This window comes from Aquimarina sp. AU58, from assembly GCF_900312745.1.
Taxonomy (GTDB): Bacteria; Bacteroidota; Bacteroidia; order Flavobacteriales; family Flavobacteriaceae; genus Aquimarina; species Aquimarina spinulae.
The window spans coordinates 765,983-785,663 of record NZ_OMPD01000014.1; the positions used below are offsets into that span (position 1 = coordinate 765,983).

General features: G+C 35.3%; 12 protein-coding genes. 1 reads left to right on the top strand and 11 read right to left on the bottom strand.

Going from position 1 to position 19,681, the window contains the following annotated elements; translation table 11 throughout:
* Nucleotides 1-2: 2 nt before the first annotated feature.
* The 3 genes from mreC to purH form a co-directional block, all read right to left on the bottom strand.
* Complete coding sequence (mreC, locus tag DK441_RS14680; protein ID WP_109851394.1) at nucleotides 3-815, bottom strand: rod shape-determining protein MreC; 813 nt, start codon at nucleotides 813-815, stop codon at nucleotides 3-5.
* Between the two features lie 128 nt (nucleotides 816-943).
* Nucleotides 944-1,972 carry a rod shape-determining protein gene (locus DK441_RS14685; RefSeq protein ID WP_024772404.1) on the bottom strand — a complete coding sequence of 343 codons (1,029 nt, stop codon included), beginning with the start codon at nucleotides 1,970-1,972 and terminating at the stop codon, nucleotides 944-946.
* 43 nt (nucleotides 1,973-2,015) lie between these two features.
* Entirely contained in the window at nucleotides 2,016-3,548 is a 1,533-nt protein-coding gene (gene purH, locus DK441_RS14690) for a bifunctional phosphoribosylaminoimidazolecarboxamide formyltransferase/IMP cyclohydrolase (RefSeq protein WP_109851395.1), read from the bottom strand.
* A gap of 151 nt (nucleotides 3,549-3,699) precedes the next feature.
* On the opposite strand from purH, the gene DK441_RS14695 reads away from it, so the two are divergent.
* Nucleotides 3,700-4,953, top strand: a complete 1,254-nt coding sequence (locus DK441_RS14695; protein ID WP_025668044.1) for an ABC transporter permease — start codon at nucleotides 3,700-3,702, stop codon at nucleotides 4,951-4,953.
* 91 nt (nucleotides 4,954-5,044) lie between these two features.
* On the opposite strand, the gene DK441_RS14700 is transcribed toward DK441_RS14695, so the two are convergent.
* From DK441_RS14700 to DK441_RS14735, 8 genes are all read right to left on the bottom strand, one after another.
* Nucleotides 5,045-5,920: a type IX secretion system membrane protein PorP/SprF gene (locus DK441_RS14700; protein ID WP_160112107.1), complete on the bottom strand. Its 876-nt coding sequence runs from the start codon at nucleotides 5,918-5,920 to the stop codon at nucleotides 5,045-5,047.
* A gap of 71 nt (nucleotides 5,921-5,991) precedes the next feature.
* On the bottom strand, nucleotides 5,992-10,950 hold the full coding sequence (locus DK441_RS14705) for an Ig-like domain-containing protein (protein ID WP_109851397.1): 4,959 nt from the start codon (nucleotides 10,948-10,950) through the stop codon (nucleotides 5,992-5,994).
* Nucleotides 10,951-11,055: 105 nt separating this feature from the next.
* The gene (locus tag DK441_RS14710) at nucleotides 11,056-12,219 is read right to left on the bottom strand and encodes an ABC transporter substrate-binding protein (protein WP_109851398.1); all 1,164 of its coding nucleotides are present in this window, start codon (nucleotides 12,217-12,219) and stop codon (nucleotides 11,056-11,058) included.
* 88 nt (nucleotides 12,220-12,307) lie between these two features.
* The gene (locus tag DK441_RS14715) at nucleotides 12,308-12,901 is read right to left on the bottom strand and encodes a phage tail protein (protein ID WP_109851399.1); all 594 of its coding nucleotides are present in this window, start codon (nucleotides 12,899-12,901) and stop codon (nucleotides 12,308-12,310) included.
* Nucleotides 12,902-13,388: 487 nt separating this feature from the next.
* Nucleotides 13,389-13,826: a retropepsin-like aspartic protease gene (locus tag DK441_RS14720; RefSeq protein ID WP_025668058.1), complete on the bottom strand. Its 438-nt coding sequence runs from the start codon at nucleotides 13,824-13,826 to the stop codon at nucleotides 13,389-13,391.
* A complete protein-coding gene (locus DK441_RS14725; RefSeq protein WP_160112108.1) occupies nucleotides 13,823-16,429 on the bottom strand; it encodes a CHAT domain-containing protein in 2,607 nt (868 codons plus the stop codon). The genes DK441_RS14720 and DK441_RS14725 overlap by 4 nt, the downstream gene beginning before the upstream one ends.
* Nucleotides 16,410-18,404, bottom strand: a complete 1,995-nt coding sequence (locus DK441_RS14730; protein ID WP_109851401.1) for a PKD domain-containing protein — start codon at nucleotides 18,402-18,404, stop codon at nucleotides 16,410-16,412. The genes DK441_RS14725 and DK441_RS14730 overlap by 20 nt, the downstream gene beginning before the upstream one ends.
* Before the next feature lie 149 nt (nucleotides 18,405-18,553).
* The gene (locus DK441_RS14735) at nucleotides 18,554-19,591 is read right to left on the bottom strand and encodes a hypothetical protein (protein WP_109851402.1); all 1,038 of its coding nucleotides are present in this window, start codon (nucleotides 19,589-19,591) and stop codon (nucleotides 18,554-18,556) included.
* Nucleotides 19,592-19,681: the final 90 nt, after the last annotated feature.

The window sequence follows — 19,681 nt, forward strand, 5'->3', positions numbered from 1 at the left end:
ATTTAATTCTCTAAGCTTTTAATTTCTTCAATATCCCTACTTTTTATTGCATAAACAAAACCAATATCACTCATGTCGTTAAATAATTTGACATCTATTAAATAATAGCTTTTGTTTTGATTTAATTTATAACTGGCAATTGTTCCTATTCCTATTCCCTTAGGAAAAATAGTTGAGCGACCATGTGTTATAATAGTGTCTCCTTCTCTAAGAATTGCTTGTCGAGGGATAGTCTCTAGCTGAACAATATTTGGATCTTTTCCATTCCAGATTAAAGAACCATACTGGTTAGACTTTTTTAATCCAGCATTAATTCTAGAATTACTGTTAAGAATAGAAATCACTCTACTGTAATTTTTTGAAGTATTCTCTATAATTCCTATAATGCCTTTATCTGTAATAACCCCCATATCGGGTACAATACTATCTTTTTCGCCTTTATTAATCAGGATGTAGTTATCAATTTTGCTATAATCATTTTTAATTACTCTAGCTTTGGTAAAAGTATAAGGTTTATCAAAAGATAGCGTGTCCAGATATTTTGTAGCAACAGAATCTACCCCTAGAGCACTTAGTTGATTACGAAGGTTTTCATTCTCTTCTAGTAATCGCTGATTTTCCTTTTTTAGACCAAAATAGTCACTTACCGAGTGTTGCCAACTGTATAGCGCTCCACTTAAAAAATTGGTAGAACCAACAAATTTACTTCTATGGTAAGAATGTGATTGTATAGTAAAAATTAGTGCTATACATAATAGTAGAAGAAATAGCAGAAAACGTTTATTCTTAATTAAAAAATTAATAATCTGCTGCATGATTTAGAGTATGATGACTTCTTTGGTTAAACGTTCTATGTTAAGCTAAGCCTTACTTAGCAAGTATTAAAGCAGGATAACGTAAAATCAGAAATTTAGGTATATTTCAGGAATGTTTTTTTACAACATTATTTTATCAAAACACTCTTATACCTATTTAGGTTTTTTAGTGTAATCCCTGTACCTCGTACAACTGCTCTTAATGGGTCTTCTGCAATATAGACTGGTAAATCTGTTTTTTGTGATAAACGCTTATCCAATCCACGTAACATAGAACCTCCTCCTGCAAGATATATACCGGTATTATAAATATCTGCTGCAAGTTCTGGAGGAGTTTGCGATAAGGTTTCCATTACAGCATCTTCGATACGTAGAATAGATTTATCAAGTGCTTTAGCCATTTCTCTATAAGAAATCTGAACCTGTTTAGGTTTTCCTGTAAGTAGATCACGACCCTGAACATTCATTTCTTCAGGTGGTAATTCTAAATCTTCTGTGGCAGCACCAATTTGTATTTTTATTTTCTCAGCAGTACGTTCTCCAACATATAAGTTATGTTGTGTACGCATGTAATATATAATATCATTGGTAAATACGTCTCCTGCAATTTTTACCGATTTATCACATACAATTCCTCCTAATGCAATAACTGCAATTTCTGTAGTACCTCCACCTATATCCACTATCATATTTCCTTTAGGTTGCATAATATCTACGCCAATACCAATTGCAGCTGCCATAGGTTCGTGGATAAGGTATACTTCTTTTCCATTTACACGTTCTGCACTTTCTTTTACTGCTCGCATTTCAACTTCGGTAATTCCCGAAGGAATACATATTACCATACGCAAAGCAGGGGCAAATATTTTTTTCTTCAATGCCGGGATATCTTTGATAAACATACTTATCATTTTTTCACTGGCATCAAAGTCTGCAATTACTCCATCCTTAAGTGGGCGAATAGTTTTTATATTCTCATGAGTTTTTCCCTGCATCATGGCAGCCTCCTTTCCGGCTGCAATAATTTTACCAGTCATAATATCTCTGGCTACAATAGAGGGACTATCCACTACTACTTTGTCATTGTGGATCACTAATGTGTTAGCGGTACCTAAATCTATTGCAATCTCTTCGGTAAAGAAGTCAAAAAATCCCATAAAAGTCAAAAAAAGGGGTTAAAATTCAGTAAATGTAATAAAATTAATGTTTAAAATGACGTGTTCCGGTCATAACCATTGCAATTCCGTTATGATCACAGTAATCAATGCTCAATTGATCCTTGATAGAACCTCCTGGTTGGATCACAGCTTTAATACCTGCATTGTCTGCAATTTCTACACAATCTGGAAAAGGAAAAAAAGCATCACTGGCCATAACCGCTCCATTAAGATCAAAATTAAATGCCTTTGCTTTCTCTACAGATTGCTTTAATGCATCTACTCTAGAGGTTTGTCCTGTTCCACTTGCTAATAATTGTTTTCCTTTAGTAAATACTATAGTATTTGATTTGGTGTGTTTACAGATTTTTGATGCAAATAAAAGATCTTCTATTTGCTCTGATGTAGGCGCTACCTTAGTTACGGTCTCCAAATCTGTTTTGGCATCCGTTTTAAGATCTTTGTCCTGAACCAGTGCACCGTTTAAACAAGTACGTACTTGCGTTTTTGGCAAATCGATATCTTTTTGTACTAAAATAATTCTGTTTTTCTTTCCTTTTAGGATCTCTATAGCATCATTACTAAAAGAAGGAGCAATAACAACTTCGCAAAATAGTTTATGAATTTCATCGGCAGTTGCTGAATCAATTTCGCTATTACTAATTAAGATACCTCCAAATGCCGAAACAGGATCACCAGCCAATGCATCAATATACGACTGGAGAACAGTTTCTCTTTGTGCTAAACCACAAGCGTTGTTATGTTTTAAAATTGCAAATGTTGGCGACTCACTTTTAAATTCACTCATCAGGTTTACTGCTGCATCAACATCAAGCAAGTTGTTATATGATAGTTCTTTACCGTGTAGTTTATCAAACATAGTATCAAAATCCCCAAAGAAAAATCCTTTTTGATGCGGATTTTCACCATATCGTAATACCTTACCTTTGGTTTCGCTTATTTTAAGAGAAGCAATTTCATGATCACTATTAAAATAATTAAAAATTGCCGAGTCGTAGTGAGAAGATACATTAAAAGCTTTGGCAGCAAAACGTTTACGATCTGCCAAAGAAATAACTCCGTTTCCTTCAGAAATCACTTGTAAAAATTCTGCATAATCATCAACCGAAGCTACACAGGTTACATCAGAAAAGTTTTTGGCAGCTGCTCTAATTAATGAAATTCCACCGATGTCTATTTTCTCAATAATATCTTGCTCAGGTGCACCAGAAGCTACCGTTTTTTCAAAAGGATATAGGTCTACAATAACAATATCAATTTGAGGGATCTCATATTGCTCAAGTTCTGCAACATCACTATCGTTATTTTGACGATTCAGGATTCCTCCAAAAACTTTTGGGTGCAATGTTTTAACTCTTCCACCTAAGATTGAAGGATAAGACGTAACATCTTCAACAGGGATAACATCAATACCTAAATCTTTAATAAATTTTTCGGTTCCACCCGTAGAATAAATTGTAATATCAAGTTCGTCTAATTTTTTTACGATAGGTGCTAATCCTTCTTTACTGAATACAGAAATTAGTGCAGATTTAGCAGTTTTTGTGTTGCTCATGAGAAAATTTAGTTAGTAAAATGCAAAAATAGCAATTTAGTACCCAATTAGACAATCAATTATGTGTAATTGTTTTCAATAAATTGTAACAAAAATATAAGGAAAACGTCCTATATTTAAATAATTTAAAATCCAGTTCAAAAAATAGAGCATGCTAATCTATCTTAGAGTACTTAAGGAAAGCTTTAATTTTGCTATTAATGCACTTGTAAACAATAAGTTGCGTACATTTCTTTCGCTATTGGGTGTTACTATTGGGATTTTTTCGATTATAGGCGTTCTTGCTGCGGTAGACTCTTTAAAACAAGAAATCAAAGGAAGTATAAGCTCTCTAGATAATAGCACAATTTATCTCATGCGTTTTTCTTTTGGCCCTTCTGATATACCACAATGGAAACGAGAACAATTTCCTGATGTAACTTTTGAGGAATATCAATATATCAATAGATCAATGCCTGATCTTAAAGCAGCCAGTTTTATTTTAAACGTAGCTCCTGAAACAATTAAGTACGAAGATAATAGTATAAGTAATGTAGAGATTGCGCCAGTTACTAATGATTATTATGATATTGAAGAATTACAGGTCGTAAAAGGAAGGTTTTATAATGAGCAAGAATCTGTGGCAGGTGCTCCTGTAATTGTTATAGGAGATGAGATAGCTAATAGCCTGTTTGGTTCTAGTGAACCTATAGGGAAAAAAATACGATTATACGGAAGAAAGCTTACTGTGATAGGAGTACTTCAAAAAGAAGGAGCAGGTCTCTTTGGAAATAGTAAAGATACAGCTGTTATTCTTCCTGTTAATCTGGTTAGAAGGATCTATGGAGATAATAATAAATCGTCTTTTCCTGCCATAATTATTAAGCCAGAATCTAATATTGATATCCCAGAATTTATAGCAGCCTTAAAACAAAAAGTAAGAGCATATCGAGGGTTAAAGCCCGATGAAGGTGATAATTTTTTTGTAAATCAATTACAAGGGTTTACAGATTTTATAGATAACATTACTGGTACAATGTCTACTATTGGAGGTTTTATAGGTATGTTTTCACTTCTGGTAGGAGGTTTTGGAATTGCTAATATTATGTTTGTAAGTGTTAAAGAACGAACAAACCTAATAGGTATACAAAAGGCATTAGGAGCTAAAAAAAGATTTATATTATTTCAGTTTCTGTTTGAAGCAATTATTCTTGCTATTTTTGGTGGATTAATTGGACTCTTATTGGTTTGGTTAATTTCGATATTTGCATCACAGTTTACAGGTGATTTTAAGTTTATACTTTCTAGTTCTAATATGTTTTGGGGAATGTTTTCTTCTACGATAATAGGTCTGATTGCCGGGATTTTACCTGCATTGTCAGCTTCAAAATTAGATCCTGTAGAAGCAATCAGAACAGGGATGTAAGTCTGTCCTAATCGCTTTGGTGGTAGATTAAAATTTCACATAATTTTTTGAATAAAGTTCGTTCGATATAAAATAGATGCTTTTCCTTATTTTACTTCAGCTTAAATTTTAAAATCACTTCATGTGTTCCATTGGTATAGGTATTTATATCAGATGTAATATGCTCATATGCATAGCCAATGCTTAATAGGTTTTCTAAAAAACTAGCGGTAAAAAATGCCGTTATACTTTCGTCTAATCGATAATTTGCTCCTAGTTCTATTCGTTCTTTATATACAATTGAAGTGGTAAGGTCTAAAGATATAGGTGCATTGTTTACGACTTTACCAAGTGCAGAAGGGCGTAATTTAAAATCATTGCTAAGATCAAAATCATATCCAGCACCTAAAAATACCTGCAAATCATCGCTGGCCGAGACAGGATTTAATCCTTCTTTTTCGTACCTGTCATTAGATAGCAGCCCAGGAGCAGAAAGTGATATATAGTACTTCTTGGCTTTTAGATAAAATCCTACACCCACATTAGGATTAAATGTATTTACATTTTGGGTGAATAATGGGTCATCTTCAATTCCTATTTCATTAAGATTTATCTTTAAAAAGGATCCTCCGACTTTAACTCCTGCATAGAGATTTGTTTCTTCGGCAACTTTTATTTTATATGAAAAATCAGCATAAAGATGTGTTTCATCTAACACAAAAACTTTATCACTTACAGCGGTTAATCCAATGCCGATATTTTTACCTATCGGAGAGTTTATATTAAAGTTAAGAGTTTCTGGACCGTCCTTAACTCCAGCCCATTGGCTCCTTACTGCAAATATTGCTTCAAGACTACCATTGGTACCGGCATATGCAGGAGTGATTACATTCATGTTATATCTATACATACTAAAATGTGGGTCTTGTTGGGCGTTACCGGTAAAAGACATGATGGTCGTAAAAACTATATATTTTAAATACTTCATTTTACTTTTATTTTGTTGATTTTGATGGAAATAATAACAGTTAGATTCTTTTTTTTTGAAACTATATAGGATTAATAGTTTATATAGATCCATCCGACAAGAGGAGGTACTTCTTGACTGCCTGTTTCGATAATATAATAATATGCTCCGGCAGGTAATTTGCCATTTCCAACTGCTAAACGGCCATTGGAGATTCCATCCCAATTATTTTGATAATCTTTAGCCTCAAATACTTTAGCGCCTGATCTGCTAAATAGTTGAATAGTATGATTAGGAAAATCTTCAATTCCTTCTATTACCCAGGTATCATTTATCCCATCTCCATTAGGAGAAAACCCTTTATCAAACGTAAGCGTTGTTACTGGAATTTCTTGCTGCGTATTAATCGTGAAATTGGGAGAATCTGTAACTCCGACTCCTGGGTTGCCAGCAATATCAGTTACCCCGGTATTATCCAAAGTGATACTATTTTCTGTATCGGTTATTCCGGTTGTTGGAGTGTATGTAGCTGTAAAAGTGATATTGCCATCGGTAGAACTTACTGTTGTGAGCGTTCCATTAGGTATTGCCAGATCGGCATTAGTAAAACCTGTTACGGCTTCAGAAAAAATAATAGTTATCGTGGCTGTATCGCCTGTTGTTAATTCGTTATCGCTAATTTCTACAATTGCTGTAGGTGGCGTCATATCAATAATAAAGTTAGAAGAATTTGTTGTTCCCGTTCCAGCATTTCCTACACTATCAGTGACTCCTGTATTATCAAGAATGATAATGTTAGTATCATCTTCTACATCGATTGCTGGAGTATAGGTAGCTGTAAAAGTGATATTACCATCGGTAGAAGTAACGGTAGATAATGTTCCATTAGGAATTGTTAAATCCGTATTGTCAAATCCAGATACTGCTTCAGAAAAAGTAACAGTTATTGTAGCAGTTTCACCAATCGTTAATGTAGAATCACTAATGGTTATGGTTGCAGTCGGAGGTGTCGTCTTTTTATTTTCAGTATCCGTAGCTGCACTTCCTGTATTTCCGTTTACATCGGTAAGCGTTACGCTTAATGTAATAGTTCCGTCTCCCAGGTCACTAAGATCTATGTTAGAAATCGTTGCTGTTGCAGAAGCCACTGTTCCGGATCCGGTTACATTGGTTCCTCCTCCAGAACTACTAAAGGTATAATTATAGGTTGCACCTACTTCTGCAGAAGAGAAGGTGTAACTTACTGCATTGTTATTCCCAGCATTGATAGGGCTCTGATCTATTGCAACCGAATATCCTGTTGGAGCAAGGGTGTCTTTGGTTTCTGTATCTGTTGCCGCACTTCCTGTATTTCCATTTACATCAGTAAGCGTAACGCTTAATGTTATTGTGCCGTCTGTTAAACCACTAAGATCTATGCCAGAAATAGTTGCTCCTGCAGAAGCTACGGTGCCAGATCCGGTTACTGTTCCTGCTCCTCCTGAAGTACTAAAGGTATAATTATAGGTTGCACCTACTTCTGCACTACTAAATGTATAGCTTACTGCATTGTCATTCCCGGCATTGATGGGACTTTGATCTATTGCAACCAAATATCCTGTTGGTGCTCCAGTATCTTTGGTTTCGGTATCTGTTGCTGCACTTCCTGTATTTCCATTTACATCAGTTAATGTTACGCTAAGTGTAATGGTTCCATCGGCTAGACCACTAAGATCTATGCCAGAAATAGTTGCTCCTGCAGAAGCTACGGTGCCAGATCCGGTTACTGTTCCTGCTCCTCCTGAAGTACTAAAGGTATAGTTATAGGTAGCACCTACTTCTGCACTGCTAAATGTATAGCTTACTGCATTGTCATTAAGATCACTGATAGGACTCTGATCTATTGCAACCGAATACCCTGTTGGAGCAACGGTTTCTTTAGTTTCGGTATCAGTTGCTGCACTTCCTGTATTTCCATTTACATCAGTTAATGTTACGCTAAGTGTAATGGTTCCATCGGCTAATCCGGTCAGGTCTATTCCTGAAATAGTTGCTCCTGCAGAAGCTACGGTGCCAGATCCGGTTACTGTTCCTGCTCCTCCAGAAGTACTAAAGGTATAATTATAGGTTGCACCTACTTCTGCACTGCTAAATGTATAGCTTACTGCATTGTCATTTCCGGCATTGATGGGACTTTGATCTATTGCAACCGAATACCCTGTTGGAGCAACGGTTTCTTTGGTTTCTGTATCAGTTGCCGCACTTCCTGTATTTCCATTTACATCAGTTAATGTTACGCTAAGTGTAATGGTTCCATCGGCTAATCCGGTCAGGTCTATTCCTGAAATAGTTGCTCCTGCAGAAGCTACGGTGCCAGATCCGGTTACTGTTCCTGCTCCTCCAGAAGTACTAAAGGTATAATTATAGGTTGCACCAACTTCTGCACTGCTAAATGTATAGCTTACTGCATTGTCATTTCCGGCATTTATAGGGCTCTGATTTATTACGACAGAATACCCTGTTGGCGCCACAGTTTCTTTGGTTTCTGTATCGGTTGCTGCACTTCCTGTATTTCCGTTTACATCGGTAAGTGTTACGCTTAATGTAATGGTTCCGTCGGCTAATCCGGTCAGGTCTATTCCTGAAATAGTTGCTCCTGCAGAAGCTACAGTTCCCGATCCGGTTACTGTTCCTGCTCCTCCTGAAGTACTAAAGGTATAATTATAGGTTGCACCTACTTCTGCACTGCTAAATGTATAGCTTACTGCATTGTCATTTCCGGCATTGATGGGACTTTGATTTATTACGACAGAATACCCTGTTGGAGCAACGGTTTCTTTGGTTTCTGTATCGGTTGCTGCACTTCCTGTATTTCCATTTACATCAGTTAATGTTACGCTAAGTGTAATGGTTCCATCGGCTAATCCGGTCAGGTCTATTCCTGAAATAGTTGCTCCTGCAGAAGCTACGGTGCCAGATCCGGTTACTGTTCCTGCTCCTCCAGAAGTACTAAAGGTATAATTATAGGTTGCACCAACTTCTGCACTGCTAAATGTATAGCTTACTGCATTGTCATTTCCGGCATTGATGGGACTTTGATCTATTGCAACCGAATACCCTGTTGGAGCAACGGTTTCTTTGGTTTCTGTATCGGTTGCTGCACTTCCTGTATTTCCGTTTACATCGGTTAATGTTACGCTAAGTGAAATGGTTCCATCGGCTAATCCGGTCAGGTCGATTCCTGAAATAGTTGCTCCTGCAGAAGCTACGGTGCCAGATCCGGTTATAGTTCCGGCGCCCCCAGAAGTACTAAAAGTATAATTATAGGTAGCACCAACTTCTGCACTGCTAAATGTATAGCTTACTGCATTGTCATTTCCGGCGTTGATAGGACTTTGATCTATCGCAACCGAATATCCTGTTGGAGCATCACGATCTACTGTATGGGTCTCTCCGGTATTAAATGCTGCTGGTCCAGAATTAGCTAAATCATCTGCAATGTTAGTAGACCCATTTAAATCTAGACGAATACCTCCTGTGCCAGTGATTGTATTTATAGTTACAGTAACACTTGTTCCTGATGAGGAACTTACACTAGACACTGTTCCTGAGGCTGTTCCTGAGGTAGTCGTTAGAGAAAAATCATCTGTAGAAATATTATTAGCATTTTCATCGAATGAAACTGTATATTGTACTGAAGCAGCATTGATAGCCGGTGTACCTACCAAAGAAATACTTGTCACTACAGGAGGATCGGTATCTGGTACTGGTGCCGAAGCTTCGCCATAAATTGCCGTACCAATACTACTGTTAGATTCATCTTGATATATGTAGATTTGTTTTCCGTCATCAATTTTTAGTACTTCCATCGCTTGAATATCACTATTACCACTATGAATGGTAGCTTGAGCACTTAGCGTGATATTGGTTCCTGTAACTTCACCTTCTCTTGCGTAAATTGGATCGGTACCGCTTGTAGGAGTATACATAGCTATAAATTTATCAGAAGAGGAAGGGGCTAGTCGAACTCCTCCGACGGTTGTGATTAATTGCTGGCGTGTTCCATATCCTGTTATTGTTGTTCCGCTGACCGATCCTACCTGAACATAACCGTTTCCATCGTCATCATCATCATAAGCAACTACAAACTTATCGGATGAAATAGCTACTACATCAACTTGTCTGCAATTAGTTTCGAAAATGTTTGCACTACCTAAAGTAATGGTTGATCCACTAACTGATCCTATAACAGCTCCTCCTTCGGAACCAGCAGTGGTTGCCTGATAAACAATTACAAAAGTACTAGAAGACAATACATCTAGACCGGTCCAAATTGTTGCGTCTGTTAAAAAAGTTGCTGCTGTTCCAAAGGACAGCGTTGCCCCACTTACTGTAATTATTTTTGCTTTTCCGCGATTACTATCCTCGACATCTCGATAGACTACTATATGACTGGTTGAAGACAAAGCTTCCATCTCTATTGCATCAACATCTCCAGGCGCAAAATCAAATGAGCTACCAAAAGAAATAGTACTACCCGATACGGTGCCTATTCTCATTTCTCCTACATCAGAAGCTCCACGTTCATCTTCAAAAGCAACGATAAATTGTGTAGCGCTTATAGCAGAAATAGCAGTATGTGTAGCGCCTACAGTAGCAGCAAATTGTGTACTGCTCCCAAAGCTGATCGCATTTCCGGATAGTGTCCCTACAATAGCTTCTCCTGGCGTACCAGAAGCAGAAGATCTATACGCTATGACAAATTGGGTGGTACTTAGTGCTACTGCAGAGGGTTCTAGAAAAAAATTTGTTCCTGTAAATGTAGTCGCTGTACCGGGAGTAACGGGTGTTGTAGGGGCATAGTAATTTAGTTCGTTTATTTTTTTTGTAATAGCATAGGCATCTATAGGGTCAGATCCCAAGTTTAATTCTGAAAATAGGCTAGAGATATGATGTATAACATAAGGGTTTCCTTCTATAGAGATACTTGGTTTTTTGTTATCTGTAGATGATTCCATAGCAATGCCAAAAAAGCTAAGAACCATCATAGATAAAAGTGTAATTTTTTTCATTAGATAAAGGTTTTAAGAGGTGTATTCGAATTTTCCTTTTTTTTACTATGTGTTTTTTTATTTTTTTATAATTAGGTATGGTCAGCAATTAAAAAAAATGAAGTTTTATATGCATAAATATGGATTCACCCAACCAGAATCTAATTCTCCTACAATATGATTGGTAATAGGGTTATTTTCATTCATTTTTTTGCCAATATCTATGATCGTATTGTAGATTCCAGAGTTATTGGTTTTTATTTTCACAATATCAATATCAGGAGTTATAAAACCTTCTTTAGAACAGAAGTTTTTAAGACCTCGCGGACTTTCAATATTCATTTTTTGTAGTTTTTCTTTTACAACATCCCATTGCCTTTTTTTAAGAGGCCGTAATAGCTCTTTAAATAAAAGCCCGGTTTCGTATCCTTGTAAAGCATAAAGATTTGGAGGTTGTCCAGTGTTTTGTTTGAATTTTTTCACGAATTGCTTATTGATTTTATGTTCAGCATTCGGATTCCATAGCATGGCTCCATATAGGTTTAGTTCGAGGTGTTTTACATCAGTTAGCATATCTGGATATAACATGTTTTCTGCTACTAATAAAGGAATGTCTTTTGTCCACGATTTTGATTTCCATAGATTTAAAAACTCATTTCCTTGTGGCCCTACAAATAAGGCGTGGACATATGCAGGAGCTTCTTTTCTGATTTTATCAAAGATCGATTCGATATCAAGGTGATGTGGATTATTCGTATTGTATGGAATAACGGATTGTAAAACAGTATTACCTCCTGCAGCACTAATACCAGCTTGAAAAGAGGTATGTAGGTGATATCCAGAATTGTATATAGGTGTAATAATCAAACCAGGTTGTTGATATTCCTTTTGCGCCCAATATCCCAATGCATATTGACTTTGATATAATTGATGAGAATTAAAAAATACATTTGGACTGTGATAATCAAAACTCGGTAACATTTCTCCCATATCAAAAAAGAATCCCAGAGCATCTTTCCTATTGTCTATGAGTTGAACCAGATCAGGAAGGGAGCGGTAACTAATCATTCCCGAAACAATGTCAACATTACTAAAGTTGAGTAATTTTTTTGTGGCTTCAATGACCGAGGATATTCCTCCTGAACCTGCAAATTCTGGAATGAGTTCGATATCTGATCTTCTTCCAGGTTTTTGACCAAGACCAAGGTAAAAACCCGTGGCAAGATGTGGAAAAAAATTAGGATAAATACTCGAATATGGTGTTAAAAAGCCAATTTTGATAGGAGTCATAATTCTTCAAGATAGAAGTATGTTGTTTGAAAAAATAGCTCAAACAACATACTTAATTTATATGCAAACTAGATGGTTGTAGTACTACTTAATTTCTAGACGGGAAAAGGCCTTGTATACAAATGCAAGGATTTAATGTAAGGAAAGGCATTCTGTTTTCGTGATATTGACTTCCTCCTGTATTTAGAGTCTCTGCATTACCAGTTATTGCTCCTATAGCACCTGCTATGGGTACATTTGGAGCTTCTGAATTATACCCTGAGATTTCAGCTAAATTACTGCTGTCATAAGGAGCTGCTAATGATACACCACTAGTAGGTGTGTGCGTATCTGCCTGACCACTATTTGCGCTCATTTGTACTGTTATATTAAGACCAGAAGTGTCAATTATATGATTGTGCGATGGTATTTGTAATGTGTTTAACGTAACTACCTCTACTCCTCCTGTTGATCCTAATCGATAATCAGACAAACCAGGCCCGTTACCAAAACCAATAGGTGCACGCCCTCTTAAATCAGGTAAACCAAAAGTTGTACGACCATCTCCGCCAAAAGTAGTTCCTAGAAGTGAAAACAGTGCTGTGTTACTTGATATAGCTATTAAAGCACCAGAGCAAAATGCCCAAGTTCTGGGAGCAAAATTGCAAGCCCAATACACAATCTGCGAAAGATAAAATTCCATAATTTTAATTTTTTTAAGTTAAAGATTCATTAAGATATAATACGACAGCCTTGCTTTTAGTCGTCTGTCTTTTCAAAGAAAACAGAAAGTTAAAAACCAGTCAATACGTATAATTACTTGATTTTGACAGATGTGTTAGCTTAAAATAGCTAGGAAATGCTTATTTAAAATTTGCAATAAATGGGGTAACTCATAAGATTTTTGAGATATAAACTTTTTTACCATAAAAGTTTATTCAGGGGTAATTGGGTAATTAATGAGCGTATTTTGCAATTTAGAATATCCAAGTATAAGTTTTGTATACTAAGATGTTGGATGTAACAATTATTTAAGGAAACATTTGTATGAAGGTAGAATCCGTACCATTGATTAAAAATCGATTAATATTAATGTTTAGAACTTAAATTTAGTTAAAAAATAGTAACAAATCTTACTTTTAAACTATTTTTTTAGCTGTCGTATAATATGCTATAGTAGATAATTAAGCTTATTTCAAATACATGCATTTTTTTTCGTAGTCAATAATTGCTTTTCCTCTTTTAAGGATGTCAGCTCCAATAATGCCATCGACAGGTTCTGCATGATGTGCTATCAATGCTGCATTTACATGGTTAAGATCAAATAAAACAAGAGATATTCTTTTTCTTGACCAGCTTCCGATTTGTATGGTATTTTTTTGTGAAAGTTGTGTTAGCATATCGGTAGCACCTGCTCCAGCAGCTTTTACATCACTATCCTGGGCAAAAAGAGAAAATTTATCTACAGCTTCAAACCCTACACAGGAGTTAGAAGCACCTGTGTCGACTATAAAATTACCCTCTACATCATTTAATATTGCTTTAACTTCAAAATGATTTGTCTTTGTAAAAACTAATTTAATTCTGTGATATTCTTTTTGGTTTAAAAATTTTCGAAGTGTACTCATGCTTTATTTTGAAGAAACTTCGGTAAAAGTAGTATAATTAAAATAAATAAAACAATACCTATTTTATACCAAAAATAGCTTAAAGAATAAGAATGCCCGATCTCGCCATAATATACAAATGAGGCCCAATAATAAGGTGATTTCTGAACATTAGAGATGCTTTCTGTATCCAGATAGTCTAGCTTGGCAAGATGTATCGCTTTTGCCTTGGGAATAGAATGATTAAGATTTTGGTAAAAGTTTTTCATTACTGTAGCAGTAGTTTTGTCATTTACTTTCCATAATGAAAAGAGTATGTTTTCTACTCCGGCATAATGAAAACCTCTGCCAATACTAATAGGACCTTCTCCTTTTGCTAATCTGCCCACACCAGTTTCGCAAGCACTTAGCACTACCAGATTTGCATTAAGCTGTGCTCCGTATAATTGATTAACCAGAATATCCTGATCCCAAAATTGTATAGAGGCTGGTCTAGAAAAACTCCCTGATTCGGCGTGTGTAGACAAATGAATAATATCATGTTCTTTTGCTAATTTAATAAACCGTTGATAAGTTGCTTGTTCGTTTTCTATAAAATCCCCGTTAAAATAGTACTGTATAGATTTGCTTTCGTTTTTTGAAAATGAGAGTTCTTTCTCTGTATTTTCAAAAACAGGGAATACACCCAGAACCGTTTTTTTCTGAGGATTTTTAGGGTTAGATCGCAAATACTTACCAGCCGAAATTTCATAACTTATTTCAGCAGATCGTATTAAAAAAGGCATTTTACTAAAATTTATTGAATTCGTCTTTTTTAATAATAGGGTCTCAAAAGGAATAAAATAAAGAAGACCATCGGGGACGATTAATAGTTTTTTTGGTTGTTTGGGGATTTTTAACACGTTAAAAAGCTCTGCAGCATTTTTTGTGAATTCGGTTATGTCGCTGGTAATCATCGAAGCATTGTCGAAATAATGAACATACTTTTTGATGGTACTTTTAAAATATTCGGGATTTTCTATTTTTTTGATTTCAAAAGAATCTCGGCTGATTATAAATTGATATATGTTTCGGTTTCCATAAAAATATTCAATCAAAGTGGTATGATCTTTTTTTAATTTTTTCTGAAGAGCCGGAATAGAAATATTGTTTTGATGTTGAAGTAGTTTGGGATATGTATGACGAAGTTTTTTGAGTATTTCTTTAAGGACAATAGATGTAGTGTCGTGAGCTGTAGTCCATTTTTGAATTTGATCAATACGAGCACCCTCGCCTTTTAATTTTTCTTTTAAAATTAGAGTCTCATAGGATGTTAATGCTGCATTAAGTCGATTTTTATTTGAGACCAAAGAATCGTTTTTGTATTGAGATAGTATTTTTTTGGATATCAAAGCTTCATTTACAAGAGGAGATTTAGAATGCTCGGCTGCCCGAAATGCTTGTATGCCATATTTTTCCTCTTTTTGGGTTTGGTGAATAGTAAAAAGAAGATCAATATAGGCTTCTGTTCTGTTTCTGTTTTGACTGTGTTGAATGATCCGAGTGTCCTGAAGCGGATATACAATATTTAGCTTTGAGTTTACATCAAAAGCTAAATCAAAGGCAGCTATCGCTAAAAGAGGTTTTTTGGTTTGTTGATAAATATATGCGTGAATATCTAAAGCTTTTAACAGAAGCCTATCTGCGATAAGATACTCTTTAGATGGTAAATCAGTACTTGGCGAATATCCCGGTAGGAGAGCGGTATATATTTCTTTCAGGTTTTTTTGAGTTTCGATAAATTCTGACTTGGATAATAAAATATCGATATAAGCTAATTGCCATTTGACAGTAGTTCTTGCTGATGTATTTTTATTTTTGAGCAATTGAAATCTGGCCTGTGTAATATAATCCTGAGCTTTTTTAAATTCTTTTTTCTCTAAAGCCGTAGCAGCAAGAATCTGATAAGCATTTATTTGATTTGCATTTATTGTAATTACTTTATTAGCAAAAGTTTTTGCTTTGCTATAGTCACCAGAATCCAGGTAATTTGTGGCTGTGTTTGTTAATAAATTGATGTTGTTTGGGTCAATATTTAACCCTTGTTTAAGTATTTCGAGAGCTTTTGGATAATTTCCTTGGTTATGATATACGATAGAAAGATTAGTAATCCCAGAAATAATTTTTGTGGTATCCTTAGATTGCTCAGCCAGATATAAATAGTTTTTTATAGTGGTTTCGGCTTTGGGTAAATCCCCAACTTCTGTATAGATATTCCCAAGTGGTTGTAAGCAATTTTCAATGATATCATAATCGATTAATCCTTTTTCATAATATGTTTTCCAGGCAGTTTCATAATATAAAATAGCTGTTGGTTTGTCGTTAAATCGATTGTTGTAATACCCCAGATTGCAGTGTATGATTACCCAAGCTAACTGATCTGCTTTTGTATGAAGCTGATCTTTTTTTGGAGCAATTATTTTACTTAACCGTAGTGCTTCAGAATTCGATGGTTTTTGTATAAAGTGATCTAATTGATCATATAAAAACGTTGAGGTTTTTGTTTTTTGCTGTGCCTGTACGATTGGATTTCCTAACCACAGAATAACAATACATAGAAATGTTCTAAAACTTCCAAATACCATAGAATTGAATTTGAGAGTTTGGGCTATCAAAATTATAAACATATCTAACTCCCAGACTCGGTCCTATTCTTACAGCCCCCAAATTTATTCCAACAAAAACACCAGTCTGTATATTTGTAAAATCATCTTTTATTTCTTGTGTTTCTGCAACATCAAGATCTTGATTTCGAATAATTTCTGGGGGAGTTGGGCCATTATTTCTAATAATCGTAAAACCTTCTCCTATTGTTTCCTGATCATTTTTACTTGTGATATCCATTTTTAATTGAACACCTGCTCCCATAGCAAAAAAGTTGTTGAAATTATAGCGAAATGATCCAGGAACCGCATAAATAGAAATATTATTGAATGTATTAGCTTCTGAGAATTGAATCAAGCTTTCTGTACCATTTGCATCTATAGAAGTGGTTTCAAAGTTTCGTAGTTTGTCATAAGAAGATGCAGATGCCATTAATTCTGCCTGATAATATCCTCTGTAGGATTTAAAAGGAGATAATGTTGCTCCAACAAAATACTCTTTTTGATTGTCGAGTTCGGGAACCATGATATATCCTGCTTTTGCACCTATAGAAATACCGGGCATAAACCGTGTAGTTGCATAGTTGGTGATAATAGGCTCGTTTTTGTCAAAATATATAGCAGTACGGCTTTTGGTCTTTTTTTTATGAAAGTCTTTGCCAAATTTCATAGAATACTTTACAAATCCTTTGGTCGAGTCTATTTCGGCTACATTCTTTTGTTGGCTTCCGGGAAGATATATTCGATTAAACTGAAAAATGATCTTGTCTTTTTTTAGAATAGTATCGAGACAACTGTAATTAACTTCTCTTTCTTTAGGACAAATTGGGCATTCGGGATACATACCATCAATTTTTAATGTAGATTTATCAAACATTTCTGGAGTGTCTACAGCTAGTTTTATAGTATTGGCAGGGCCTTCTCCGTTGTTTTGAAAACGTACTTTAAATTTGAGACGTTTAAAACGAACTAACCGATAGTTCATTAACCAACCATTAGAAGACATTTTGTTGGGATCATGAGAAGTGACGATTTCCATTTCTGTATCCTTCACGGTGTGGTTGTCAAAATTTTCATCAGGGACATAAATACTTCTTAGTGTAACAATAGCGCTGGTATCTTTGATCATTTCGGGTGTTGTTTTTAGAGTCCTGAAAATGTTTCGTTCTTCACCAGGTTGCATATCATTAAATGCAATTACCTGATAATTGCGATACAATGATTTGGACTCTTCTAATGTAAGTGGAAGGTTTTTTCTTTTGGTAGTGTCCTGAACAAATAATGTTCTATTTTGTAGTGTTGTATGAGTTGCAGAAGCTAATAAAGTATGGTTATCGTTTTGAGAGAGCGTTTCAGAAATAATGGGTAGTGGAATAATCTTTTCCCCATGGTGCAATCGGGTGTCTTCTAGAATAAAATTATCATTTTTAAATTGATTATCATTATAAAATAAGTACAATTTACCACTAGAAATATAGTTATTGGTATTCTTATAACCTGTTATAAATACCATTTCCTGATCAGGAATAGGTTCACGATTTCGTTTCAGAATTAAATCATGATCTTCAATAAAAGGGGAATTAGGGCCTATAGAAGCTTCATCGGATATATCACTCACAGTTATTGATTTAGGCCTACTTGTAGGAGGTTTCCCATTATCATAGTTATTAGTTGTCCAAAGTTTGGCTTTGTATGTTCCGGAAGAAGCATATCGATGTACAGGCTTTTCTTTAAAACTATAATTACCATCACCAAATTCCCAATAGTAGGTGTAAAAAGCTTTGGGAGCACCGGCAATTTGATTTAAAGGTGGCATTTCTGCTCCATAAACTACTTGGTTTCCATTAATTTCATAAGATATAGGTGCGATTCTAGGTATGGTATCGTTGGTTAGTATTTGTCCAATACACAGAAATGGAAATAATACAGTACAGTATAAGATGATGTAGCCCCTCATGATTTGTTATTAGTAGTTACTAAAGATAAGTAAAAAGTTAAATTAGAAATATTAACAAAAATATTCCGGGAGATTACCTCCCGGAATATATACTGGAATTTGCCGTAACCCCCGCTAACTAATTTACATATTCCAGTATGATTTTTGATTTATGGTAACCCATTTATTAATGCTATTAATTCGGCTTCGGTACCTGTGGTCGTAGATCCAATCATTTCTATATGATCTTCAACAATGGTTGCGCCCTGGATTGCATATGTATACGTACCATCCTGAACAGATACAAATATGAAATGTACTTCTAATCCGATAGGAATTTGCCCGTAATGCTCAGAGAATAATTCGGTTTCTTCAATATAGGTATCTAATAATGCTAATGCAGTTGGTTCACCATCATACGATACATATACATTGCAATTCGTATTGTCATATCCTTCAGGAACATCTACATAAATAATCGTTTTTGGCCTTGGGTCATTATACCAACGATCGATATTAGTCCACCCAAAATTATTAATGAAACCAGAATAACCCATTACTCCTGTTCCGTTAGGTCCTTCTCCTTGACCAAGATCAATATTCCCTTCCTCATTTTCTTCCCAAACAACATCGCAATCTATTACATCGCTGTCACAACCATTATCTGCGGCTTTAAATAACCTCATTTCGGGATCAAAATCTTCATTTGGCGAAAAAATCTCAAACGCATTTGCAAGTTGTAGTTGATTTCCATTCTGATTGGCATTTATAAAAAATTCTCCAGCAGATTTTAAAGTTTCAACATTACCATTTGGACGTTTACCATTGGTCGGCATTTTGGTGAGTAGCATTTTGGCTTTATCATAGATTTCTATTAATTCAATAGTAACACTTCCGCTAACGGGATCGCCATTTTGATCTAAAAAACTATTGGGGAGAAAATGTAGCTGTGTACCTTCTTCTCCGTACATATACCCTCCCGATTCAGCATTCATTGCAAAAGTCTGCATTGCTCCTTCACGGTTGTCCTTAATTGCTTTTTGCAACTCTATTCCATCTATGATTCTTTCGATACTAATATCGTTATCATCATTTTTACAGCTTCCTAATAAAAGAATAGCTAAGCCTAAAAGTAAAAAACTCATCATCGCTTTTTTTGCATTCCTACTATTCTTCGCTACTGCAATGGTTCTATTTGATGTTTTCATGATTTTCGAAATTTTATTGTTTACAAGATCAGATCAACAGCTTTGATTTTTTGTTACCCTTATCTTGATAACTTTTTTTAAATTAGTCGC

Bases quoted from the DNA above. Each gene is read 5' to 3' on its own strand.
- mreC (WP_109851394.1), bottom strand. From the start codon at position 815: ATGCAGCAGATTATTAATTTTTTAATTAAGAATAAACGTTTTCTGCTA.
- DK441_RS14720 (WP_025668058.1), bottom strand. From the start codon at position 13,826: ATGAGTACACTTCGAAAATTTTTAAACCAAAAAGAATATCACAGAATT.
- DK441_RS14730 (WP_109851401.1), bottom strand. From the start codon at position 18,404: ATGAGGGGCTACATCATCTTATACTGTACTGTATTATTTCCATTTCTG.
- purH (WP_109851395.1), bottom strand. From the start codon at position 3,548: ATGAGCAACACAAAAACTGCTAAATCTGCACTAATTTCTGTATTCAGT.
- DK441_RS14700 (WP_160112107.1), bottom strand. From the start codon at position 5,920: ATGAAGTATTTAAAATATATAGTTTTTACGACCATCATGTCTTTTACC.
- DK441_RS14715 (WP_109851399.1), bottom strand. From the start codon at position 12,901: ATGGAATTTTATCTTTCGCAGATTGTGTATTGGGCTTGCAATTTTGCT.
- DK441_RS14710 (WP_109851398.1), bottom strand. From the start codon at position 12,219: ATGACTCCTATCAAAATTGGCTTTTTAACACCATATTCGAGTATTTAT.
- DK441_RS14725 (WP_160112108.1), bottom strand. From the start codon at position 16,429: ATGGTATTTGGAAGTTTTAGAACATTTCTATGTATTGTTATTCTGTGG.
- DK441_RS14695 (WP_025668044.1), top strand. From the start codon at position 3,700: ATGCTAATCTATCTTAGAGTACTTAAGGAAAGCTTTAATTTTGCTATT.
- DK441_RS14735 (WP_109851402.1), bottom strand. From the start codon at position 19,591: ATGAAAACATCAAATAGAACCATTGCAGTAGCGAAGAATAGTAGGAAT.
- DK441_RS14705 (WP_109851397.1), bottom strand. From the start codon at position 10,950: ATGAAAAAAATTACACTTTTATCTATGATGGTTCTTAGCTTTTTTGGC.
- DK441_RS14685 (WP_024772404.1), bottom strand. From the start codon at position 1,972: ATGGGATTTTTTGACTTCTTTACCGAAGAGATTGCAATAGATTTAGGT.